This window comes from Paenibacillus taichungensis (genome assembly GCF_003287275.1).
Classification (GTDB): Bacteria; Bacillota; Bacilli; order Paenibacillales; family Paenibacillaceae; genus Paenibacillus; species Paenibacillus taichungensis_A.
The window spans coordinates 21875-30599 of the sequence record NZ_QEVW01000029.1; the positions used below are offsets into that span (position 1 = coordinate 21875).

10 protein-coding genes are annotated in these 8725 nt (G+C 43.3%); all 10 read right to left on the reverse strand.

The window, feature by feature from the left end:
• Positions 1-141: 141 nt before the first annotated feature.
• Positions 142-1038 (reverse strand): flagellin Hag, encoded by an 897-nt coding sequence (gene hag, locus DC345_RS29720; protein WP_113056202.1) that lies wholly within the window; start codon positions 1036-1038, stop codon positions 142-144.
• 144 nt (positions 1039-1182) lie between these two features.
• On the reverse strand, positions 1183-1428 hold the full coding sequence (csrA, locus tag DC345_RS29725; RefSeq protein WP_024631614.1) for a carbon storage regulator CsrA: 246 nt from the start codon (positions 1426-1428) through the stop codon (positions 1183-1185).
• Between the two features lies 1 nt (position 1429).
• A complete protein-coding gene (gene fliW, locus DC345_RS29730; protein ID WP_258530923.1) occupies positions 1430-1837 on the reverse strand; it encodes a flagellar assembly protein FliW in 408 nt (135 codons plus the stop codon).
• Between the two features lie 118 nt (positions 1838-1955).
• Positions 1956-2525 carry a DUF6470 family protein gene (locus tag DC345_RS29735; protein WP_113056204.1) on the reverse strand — a complete coding sequence of 190 codons (570 nt, stop codon included), beginning with the start codon at positions 2523-2525 and terminating at the stop codon, positions 1956-1958.
• A gap of 19 nt (positions 2526-2544) precedes the next feature.
• Positions 2545-3465: a flagellar hook-associated protein FlgL gene (gene flgL / locus DC345_RS29740; protein WP_113056205.1), complete on the reverse strand. Its 921-nt coding sequence runs from the start codon at positions 3463-3465 to the stop codon at positions 2545-2547.
• Positions 3466-3490: 25 nt separating this feature from the next.
• Positions 3491-5047: a flagellar hook-associated protein FlgK gene (gene flgK / locus DC345_RS29745; protein ID WP_113056206.1), complete on the reverse strand. Its 1557-nt coding sequence runs from the start codon at positions 5045-5047 to the stop codon at positions 3491-3493.
• 19 nt (positions 5048-5066) lie between these two features.
• Positions 5067-5570, reverse strand: coding sequence for a flagellar protein FlgN (locus DC345_RS29750; RefSeq protein ID WP_072733605.1), 504 nt, complete (start codon positions 5568-5570; stop codon positions 5067-5069).
• Between the two features lie 11 nt (positions 5571-5581).
• Positions 5582-5866, reverse strand: a complete 285-nt coding sequence (flgM, locus tag DC345_RS29755) for a flagellar biosynthesis anti-sigma factor FlgM (protein ID WP_053779526.1) — start codon at positions 5864-5866, stop codon at positions 5582-5584.
• A 153-nt stretch (positions 5867-6019) separates the two neighbouring features.
• Positions 6020-6427, reverse strand: a complete 408-nt coding sequence (locus DC345_RS29760; protein ID WP_072733606.1) for a TIGR03826 family flagellar region protein — start codon at positions 6425-6427, stop codon at positions 6020-6022.
• Positions 6428-6576: 149 nt separating this feature from the next.
• Positions 6577-8725, reverse strand: a 2149-nt coding sequence (locus DC345_RS31920; protein WP_220095259.1) for a fibronectin type III domain-containing protein, incomplete at its 5' end; no start/stop codon positions are given.

Sequence of the window (8725 nt, forward strand, 5' to 3'; positions counted from 1 at the left end):
CATCTCTAATAGTCTTATACTATATGTCGGAAAATGTAATGCCTTTTGTTAGTCAAAATAGACTTTAAATAATATGAAAGTTCTACCAAATAAAAAAAGCTGCCATATGATCCTGGCAGCTTAAATTTGAAATTATTGAAATTAACGAAGCAATTGTAGCACAGCTTGCGGTTGTTGGTTTGCTTGAGCCAACATGGCTTGGGAAGCCTGAGCCAAAATATTGTTTTTCGTTTGGTTCATCATTTCTTTCGCCATGTCTACATCACGAATACGAGATTCAGCAGCAGACAGGTTCTCGGAAGTAGTTCCCAAGTTGTTGATTGTGTGCTCTAAACGGTTTTGATAAGCACCCAGTTTAGCACGCTCAGCAGAAACAGTTTCAATCGCAGTGTTAATTGTTGTAATCGCAGCATTTGCAGATGCTTGAGTAGAGATACCGATACCATCGTTAGCAACTGCAGCAGCCCCAGCACTTGCTGCAGCATTAGTAGTAGCTGCTCCACTTACTGCAAGTGTTTTAGCATCCATCGCTTTGATTGTCAAAGAGATATTTTGGTCTGCATTCGCACCAATATGGAAAGTCAAGTTAGCTGCAGAAGTAACGCCAGAACCTGTACTTGCAGAACCATCCAACAATTTTTTAGTGTTAAATTCAGTAGTATTGGAGATACGAGTGATCTCTTTTGCCAACTCATCAACTTCGTTTTGAAGAGCTTCACGGTCTTTGTTTGTGTTCGTATCATTGGAAGATTGAACTGCCAATTCACGCATACGTTGCAGGATGGAGTGAGTTTCGTTCAATGCACCCTCAGCTGTTTGGATCAAGGAAATGCTATCTTGACCGTTTTTAGTAGCCATATCCAAACCGCGGATTTGTCCACGCATTTTTTCTGAAATTGCCAAACCCGCAGCATCGTCACCAGCACGGTTGATACGCAGACCGGAAGACAATTTTTCGATAGCCTTGTTTGTGTTAGTTGTGTTTGAACCCAATTGACGGTGAGTGTTCATTGCAGCGATATTGTGGTTGATAATCATTAGAAATTTCCTCCCTGAAAATAAGTTAGTTCCACATCCTTGTGGTAAACGCCGCGACATTAAGGTCGGCCGCCCTGCCGAAGCAGCGTCTAAGTTATATATCGACAGGAAGAGAAGAACTGTTAATAGTAAATTGGAATATTTTTATTTTTTTTTATTTTCAATGCCTTGGAGCAACTCCATAAAAGCAGCGACACTAGGAGCATCGGGTTTTGCAGACTCACGATTAGCCTCCTGAATAGATGCATATACCTCTTTTCGAAAGATATCAATGTGCTTGGGGGCGGAGATACCAATCCGCACTGTATCACCTTCAACTGCCAATACAGTTACCTCAATATTATCTTGAATGATAATAGATTCTCCCTTTTTACGTGACAATACTAACATTTCAGACCCCCTCCTTCGCCGAAGTCGCTTCTTCTGTCCATATGAGATGTTTAGTCACATAACCTGATTGTTGAAGAACAACTTGCTTGCCTACCCGATGTGCAGGATTAATTATAACTGGAGCCAAGAGATTCATCGTTGATTTTGTCACATCCGAATGTATAGTTACTATGGAATAAACGACTACATCTTCTTCGATTTTGAGTTCTTCTTTATCTTCTTCACTCAGTTCAAAACTATAGTCCTTTTTAAACTCAAATGGACTGACTATCAAGAAAGAGAGCTCTTTCTCAGTTAATGATTGTAAGTAACTAAATGGCGTGTCTTCCCAAGGGATCAGTGCAAAACTAGTTTCGTTTTCAAAACCAGGTAGACCTCTTGGAAATTGATATGTGTTGTTTTCATCCACTTCAATTTTCCCCCATGTACTTGTCTCAATAAAAATAATAAACGCCTCCTTGGCGATGATTTTATAGAAAAAAAGCTATAGCGGGGTATTATAACCGTCTATAGCTCTACATTATATCTTATAATCCCATATCAATCGTAGGTGGAGTGTATTGTATAGAGGCATATTTCTGCACATAAATATCCAACTTACCCCGTTGATATTCAATCTCTGGCTTGTTTACGATGACATTCATCTCGGATTCAGCTGCTTCAAAGCGAATGTCTGGTGCTTGCGTAAACACACGTACATCCACATTATCAAAGGAAGCTGCCGTGCGTGTCTCCGGGAACGGTTTAGCTTGCCAATTCGTTCCTACAATATTAGCAATGGTATTGCCTGGTTTGTGAATGGCTGCCATTTCATTTCCTTGCTGTACACGCTCAGCCATATTCTGCAAGAACATCTGTTGAATGCCCGAATATATTCGGGCATTCATATCAATCATATTACCTCCATGGTAGGCAGAAAATGCCTTAGACTGATCTACATTCAGCTCTATATGATGGCTTTGAACTGTTAACTTTGCTGGCTTGGTATGAAGCAGAACTTCTGCCTTCGGCTGTCGAATCGAATACTGGCCAGGATCTGCATCTATATACAATACAGAGGGGGTTGTTTGAATTTGTACGATCGGAAGAGTTTTCAATTAGATATTATCTCCTCTGTTATCTAAGGAAATCAACCAATGACTGAGATATAATTTTCGCACCCGTGGACAGAGAAGCATTATAAATATTTTCTTGGATTTTGGACTTAATTGATAACTCAGCATAATCCGCATCCTCGACCTTAGCTTGCAGATCTGTTAAGTTCACTTCCAGATCACTTAATCTGCCTTGCATGAGTTCCACACGATTAGTTTTTGCACCAATCTCCGCACGGATAGCGAGCATCTTGTCTGTTCGAGTATCAATGTTTGTAAGTTGATTCGACAATTCCTTTTGATCCCCACTAGCAAGAGCCTGACTAATGGTGTTAAAGATTACAAATAAATTATCAGCTTCATTAGGGTTACCGAATACTTCATTACCAGTTACATTAATCGGCAGTTGGATGCTCTCACCCACGATAAAATTAATTTTACCAGAGTCAGTAACGACGGAAGCAGCATTTGTCGTGTCGAATGATCCGTCAGTATTGGTAGGAAAATCATAAGGTTTCATATCATATGTTTCACCATTAAATATATACTTTCCATTCAAGGTACTATTAGAAATATCAACAAGTTGAGCCTTCAATTGCTTCACTTCTTCATTAATGCTGTCTAGGGCAGACTGTGGGTTAGTTCCAGTTGCTGCTTGTACCGTAAGTTCCCTCAAACGTTGAACCACGCTGCCCGCTTGATCCATAACCGTATCATTAAAATCCAGCCATGAAACTGTGCTATCCACATTTTTTTGATACTGTTCATTGGAAGAAAGTTCAGCACGATAACGAAGAGAGTAAGTTATCCCTACAGGGTCATCAGAAGGTTTATTGATTTTACGGCCTGTTGCCAGTTGAGTTTGGGTATTGTTCATCTGTTGTGCATTCCGGTTCAAGTTAAGAACCAACTGTGAGCTAAGCATATTATTCGTAATTCTCATCGTCTTCTATGTCAGTCCCCTCTTATTATCTGCCAACGGTACCGGTAGAATTAATCAATTTATCAAGCAACTGATCATAGGTAGTCATAAAACGCGCAGACGCACTGTATGCATGCTGGAATTTAATCATATTCGCCATCTCTTCATCCAAGGAAACACCACTAACTGATTGCCGCCGAGTATCCACTTGTTCTACAAGGAACTCCGAATTAGACGTCTGGCGTGCCGCTTCCTGAGTTTGGACCCCGAGTTGTCCTACAATGGCACTGAACTGAGCACCAACCGTTGCATTACGCAAACCGTCAGCTGATTTCATGGGCGTATCTTTAAGATTGGCAAGCAGATTCGCCAGTGTGTTATTCCCCTTGATTACGGTCTCTGCTCCTGAGGCATCAGTAGTTGTTCTTAAAGATGTTGCGATCTTATTCGGATCCGCAAGAATCGCGGCGTTCAATGAGATATTGCCAGCTGTGATTGCAGTTCCGCCATCAGAAGATGTGAAGAATGGTATCCCAGGAGAAGTCGTTCCATCCATGCTGTATCCAAGTTGATGTAGACCATTTAAGCCTTTTACCGTAACGGTCAGATCAGCTGACAGTGTACGTGCAGCCCCTGTATATGTCACCCCACCCAGAACAGTATTGTCTGGCAGGACTGAGCCTGCTGGTAAGGTAATCTGAATCTCTCCGTTGGCAAGCGTATTGGCCAGGTCATCCATTTGTTTCTTATAGTCACTGACTAATGTATCTCTCGACTTAATCATCCCGTGAACTTCACCATTCGTGAGATTACCCGCAGCATAAGCAGTATTAAGAAAAGCCGAATCTACCGTTGCTTGTACTGCCCCACCTGTAACCAGAGCTTGTCCATTCATCTGGATTTGGTAGCCCTGGGGAGAATCTGTGACAGTAATATTCATAATCTTGGATAATTTGTCTGCCATCAGATCACGTTGGTCACGAAGATCATTGGCGTTATCACCAAGAGACTCTACTTTAACTATAGCGCTATTAAGGTTGGCAATGTTACCAAGATACCCTTGAATTTCACTGCCTTTCACTTCAATATTGTTATCCAAATCCTGACTCAGTGCATCCAGTTGGCGGCTGATCTGATTCATCGCATCTGTCAAAGCAAGTGTCGTCTCTTTTACGATTCGACGTGCTGTAACATCCTCCGGATTTTTGCTCAGATCGGACCAAGATTTATAGAAGTTATCCATTACAGTCCGAAATCCGGTGTCAGATGGTTCATTTACAATGGCTTCAAGTTTCTCAAGTGTATCCCGTTGAATGGACCAACTTCCAAAGTTGTTGTTTTCATTACGGAACTGGTCATCGAGAAACTTCTCACGGACACGGGTAATGGAATCAAACTCCACCCCTGTTCCGAGTTGTCCTGGTGTTGTACTGTGCAAAAATGCAAACGGCTCCATAGGAATAGATGCCTGCATGTTTACCTTTTGCCGGGAGTACCCTTCGGTGTTGGCATTTGCCACGTTATGTCCTGTTGTGCTAAGCGCTGTCGTCTGCGTGAACAAGCTGCGTTTAGCCGTTTCGATTGAATGAAAAGTAGATGTCACCTTGTTTCCCCCTAATTAATCAGGCACGTGTATCAAAAAGACCGATTCGCCCTGGATTACCGTTCTTATCAGCAGGATGCTGATATGTGGCATCCTGTTCCGGCCGAGAAGCAAATATGTCCATTGAGAGATCAATAAACATCAATGATTGCTCGATCAGTTTTTGATTCAATTGATTAATCTCTTTCAACTCCTGCAATGTTCCCGCGAGCTTCTTCTGGACTTCAAGCAATCGCTGTTTATCAGCCGGATCAAAGATCAGCTTGGAGATCTCTGTGATATTCAGGTTCAGCATCGATTTGATGCCCCGCTCCTGAAGCAGTTCATGAACTGCACTCAATCGTTCGCTCTCAAGTGGCTCCTGCTGTTTCATAAACTTGGATTCCTTATTCATTACAGCAATGAGTTGATCCACATCGTTTTTGACAATGACCTGTCTCTTGATCTCGCTGAGTGCCAGCATCTCGCGGTGACTTTGTTCCATTTGCTGCAAAACTGCAATTAATCTGTCCAGTGCTGCCATTACGTGATCACCTATTCCTTATCAAAAGACTTAAAGTACGGCAGTAACTTGTCAGCAAGCTTGCTGCTGTCCACTTGGTAAGTTCCCGAACTTACCTGTTCTTTCAGTTCCTGTATCCGTTGTATACGTCCTGCATCCTGTGTACGACCTTGTTCCTCAAGCATCTTCATCGCCTCCGGAGAAATGGATACCTCGTCCTTACGGCGGCTCTTTTTGGCATCAGCCTGCTGATTGGATTCAACGTTCCTCTGATATGAATTGATTGCACCAATTCTACTCGGTTCATTGATTTTCATACGAATTGCACTTCCTTCCACCTTAGGATTTTTAACATTATCTTTATGTTCTCGAACGATTAGGATAATAAAAAAAACCGATAATCTTTAATAAGTTTATCGGTACGTTCCAAAACATTTGTTATAGCAAAACTTGTATTTAAGCCCTCGTTCCTATAGATCCCGTAGTTTGTCGACAGCATTATAGGTTCGTCCGCCTATGCTGCCGTTATCCTTCTGACCTACTTCTCGAGCCGCTCCAGCCAAATCTTTGGTCAAACGATTCCGGCAAGAGTCGCACATATGGCCATCACGAATCAGGGTTCCGCACACTTCACAAGGATACATCATATTGGGGGCGTTTTCGATGGAAATACGTCCCTCACGAATGAACTTGGTAATATTTTTAATTGAAACGTCTGTTGCATCAGATAGTTCCTGTATGTTAGTGCCCTTGTTTTCGCGCAGATATTCCACACAAGTCTGATATTCCAGTTCAATTTCCTTGATACAGTTCGAGCACACATCCCGAAAATTCAACGCATATAATTTGCCACAACGCGGACAATTACCCAGATTCATCGCTAAAACGCCCCTCTCAAACTTCCTCTTCCGAATGGATAATAACTATACATTACCTTATTTTCTCACTTCAAGTCCATAGCCTCTTTGCGAATAAAAAAGGGGTATAGGGTGCATGTATGCGCAACCTATACCCCTGATCTAAATCCTTAATTCAATGTTTTGATGCTTAGTACAGAAGTCCATGCACTTATATTTTGATCATTCAATGCACGAATGCGATATTTATGAAGGCTTGATGGAAGCAAATCAGAATGAATAAAGGTTGTATCATTTATAGTCGCTACGATCTGACCATCTGCTTCAATCTCATATGAAGAAGCACCAATGACTGCATCCCATGTTAATACAATACCCGTTCTGTCTGAGGTTCCTTTCAATACTGGGGTGCTCAATTGTGTTGTTCCTTTAATCAAATCACTCCAAGTTCCTACTCCCGCGGCGTTCTTGGAACGAATGCGGAAGGTGTGATCTGTATTTGCTGCAAGACCACTCTTCGTGTAGGCAACGCCTGTAACAGCGACGATTGTACCGTCGATCTCCAGATCGTATCCCGTAGCTCCGGTTACTGCGTTCCATTTCACGGCAATAGCCGTATTGGTTACGGAGTTTACGGTAAGTCCAGTAACGGAAGCTGGGATTGTGCTTTGTGTCAAAATGACTGTCCATGCACTCGTATTGGCATCCGTCAAAGCACGTACGCGATATTTATGTGCTGTTCCTCCGAGCAGACTACTGTGTGTGTACGAAGGTTCGTTTACTGTCGCTACTACCACACCATCGGCTTCCACCTCATATTTCGTAGCATCGGTGATTTCTAGCCACGTCAGGTTAATAGCCGTTTCCTCCGATGTCGCTTTTAACACTGGGGTGTTCAATTGCGTAGTTCCGTTGATCAAATCACTCCATCTTCCTACTCCGGCGGCATTCTTGGAACGGATGCGGAAGGTGTGATCTGTATTTGCTGCAAGGCCACTTTTCGTGTAGGCAACGCCAGTAACAGCGACAACTGTTCCGTCGATCTCCATATCGTAACCCGTTGCTCCGGTTACTGCGTTCCATTTCAATGCTATTGCTGCATTCGTTACCGAGTTAATAGTCAGTCCGCTGACGGAAGCTGGGATTGTACTTTGTGTCAAAATGGCTGTCCACGCACTTGTGTTAGTGTTCGTCAGAGCACGTACGCGATATTTATGCGCTGTTCCTCCGAGCAAGCTGCTGTGCGTGTATGAAGGTTCGTTCACTGTCCCCACGACCACGCCATCAGCCTCTACCTCATATTTCGTAGCGTCGGCGATTTCTGCCCATGTAAGATTAATAGCCGTTTCTTCCGATGTAGCTTTTAACACCGGAGTGTTTAGTTGGGTTGTCCCACTAATAAAATCACTCCATGTTCCTACTCCTGAGGCATTCTTGGAACGGATGCGGAAGGTGTGATCTGTATTGGCTGCGAGACCACTTTTCGTGTAAGCAACCCCGGTGACAGCGACAACTGTACCATCAATCTCCAAATCGTAACCTGTCGCTCCAGTTACTGCATTCCATTTTAAAGCTGTTGCTGTGTTTGTTACCGAGGTAATAGTCAATCCGCTCACCGATGCCGGGATTGTGCTTTGCGTCAAAATAGCTGTCCATGCACTTGTATTGGTGTCGGTCAGAGCACGTACGCGATATTTATGTGCTGTTCCTGCCAGCAAGCTATTGTGCTTATACGAAGGTTCGCTCACTGTCGTTACTACCGCTCCATCAGCTTCAACTTCATATTTCGTAGCGCCAGCGATTTCTGCCCATGTCAGATTAATAGTCGTTTCTTCCGATGTCGCTTTCAACACTGGGGTGTTCAATTTCGTCGTTCCGTTGATCAAATCACTCCATGTTCCTACTCCCGCGGCATTCTTCGAGCGAATGCGGAAGGTGTGATCTGTGTTGGCTGCAAGACCACTCTTCGTGTAGGCAGCAGCAGTAGTCGATACTAACGCGCCATCAATCTCTAGATCGTAACCAGTAGCTCCAGTTACTGTGTTCCATTTCAATGCTATTGCTGCATTCGTTACCGAGGTAATAGTCAATCCGCTCACGGATGCCGGGATTGTGCTTTGCGTCAAAATAGCTGTCCACGCACTTGTATTGGTCTCGGTCAAAGCACGTACGCGATATTTATGCGCTGTTCCTGCGAGCAAGTTGCTATGCGTGTATGAAGGTTCGTTCACTGTCGCCACTACCACGCCATCTGCCTCTACTTCATATTTCGTAGCGTCGGCGATCTCTGCCCATGTAAGATTAATAGCCATTTCTTCC

Coding starts and splice junctions, on each gene's coding strand:
- hag (WP_113056202.1), bottom strand. CDS start 1,038: ATGATTATCAACCACAATATCGCTGCAATGAACACTCACCGTCAATTG.
- csrA (WP_024631614.1), bottom strand. CDS start 1,428: ATGTTAGTATTGTCACGTAAAAAGGGAGAATCTATTATCATTCAAGAT.
- flgL (WP_113056205.1), bottom strand. CDS start 3,465: ATGAGAATTACGAATAATATGCTTAGCTCACAGTTGGTTCTTAACTTG.
- DC345_RS29750 (WP_072733605.1), bottom strand. CDS start 5,570: ATGGCAGCACTGGACAGATTAATTGCAGTTTTGCAGCAAATGGAACAA.
- flgM (WP_053779526.1), bottom strand. CDS start 5,866: ATGAAAATCAATGAACCGAGTAGAATTGGTGCAATCAATTCATATCAG.
- DC345_RS29760 (WP_072733606.1), bottom strand. CDS start 6,427: ATGAATCTGGGTAATTGTCCGCGTTGTGGCAAATTATATGCGTTGAAT.